This window comes from Thauera sp. 2A1 (assembly GCF_009469595.2).
GTDB lineage: Bacteria > Pseudomonadota > Gammaproteobacteria > Burkholderiales > Rhodocyclaceae > Thauera.
Map to the genome: position 1 here is coordinate 1 of NZ_SSXV01000119.1, position 1262 is coordinate 1262.

The 1262-nt window shown below is 45.1% G+C and carries 1 protein-coding gene; it reads left to right on the forward strand.

The features are described from left to right. Nucleotides 1-885 precede the first annotated feature (885 nt). The gene (locus GH664_RS22815) at nucleotides 886-1113 is read left to right on the forward strand and encodes a hypothetical protein (protein ID WP_015059041.1); all 228 of its coding nucleotides are present in this window, start codon (nucleotides 886-888) and stop codon (nucleotides 1111-1113) included. Nucleotides 1114-1262 lie beyond the last annotated feature (149 nt).

The window sequence follows — 1262 nt, forward strand, 5'->3', positions numbered from 1 at the left end:
CTCCGTCAGTACCGGGTGTCGGGTGGACCCTGACCAGGTGGTAATTGTAAGACGTTGCGGGCGACGGTATTACAATTGCACATCCTGTCCTGTTTTTTTAGGACGTATCATGGCACAGCATATCAACTGATAAATAATCCCTGTGCAGTGCAGCCGCTGTTGCATAAAATTTCGCTCTGCGTCGAGTGTTTCTTAATCAATAATTCCGCTGATACTCCGGAAAAACGCGAGTCTGTTCTCATGCCTGAAATGCCCACACCCCACGCAAAAACAATTTTTTGCTGATTTTTCTTTATAAATAGAGAGTTATGACAAATTAGTTCTTCTTGCTCTCTTTGTGATATTTAAAAAAGCGGTGTCGGCGCGGTGTTGTAGCTGCGCCAACACCGCTTTTTAGGGGTGGTACTGACTATTTTCATAAAAAACATCATTTTATATTAGGGGTGCTGCTAGCGGCGCGGTGTGTTTTTTTACAGGACGCCCCTGGGGGCGCTGCTAGGGGTGTCTGTTCAGATATGTAGCAATGAGTCAGGGATTCACGAACTGAAAATGTCCGAAAATGTGTCTCATGGGCACCGTATGCGCCCAAACCGATCGCCATTCACTTTCATGCATAGCTATGCAGTGAGCTGAAAGCGATCCTGACGCATTTTTCCGGTTTTCGCTTGGTAAAACATCTCTTTTTGCGGTGTTCGCGGCAGAATCGCGTTCAGCGCGTTTTAGCGGTGCGCGTAATGCGACGTTATGGTAAATGAGGCTGTTGAGTTATTAATGTTATGTCGTAATGTACGTATATAATTCAGGCGAAGATGAGAAAAGATGAATAGATCTGATATGAATTACCATGATTACTCATGGACGGCTGTACAAGGAGATAATCCACGAATGACTAAGCTAGATGCCACGCGCTTTAGCCGTCATGAGGGTTATGAGGTGTTAGATTTGATTAATTCCTTCCAGGCCAAAGGGGGTGGTGCTCTGACGCTAAAATCACAGCAGATTATCGAGTGGATGCTACATGAACGCCTGCCATCCAATATCCAGGGGCGAGCTCAGGTTAAAGCGTGGGTGGTTGATAACTTCTCGCAAATGAAGGATGGTTATCCATTCTGATAAAAAGCCCGCTACAGCGGGCTTTTTCATGAGCTGTGCTCAATGAGGCATTATGGTAAATTGTTATGGAGTGGGCATGTCTGTATATGATGCCTGGTGGTATGATTTTGTTTGTAACACTGGAAGGTTGTTGGAATATGGATTTAACA

Coding starts and splice junctions, on each gene's coding strand:
- GH664_RS22815 (WP_015059041.1), top strand. CDS start 886: ATGACTAAGCTAGATGCCACGCGCTTTAGCCGTCATGAGGGTTATGAG.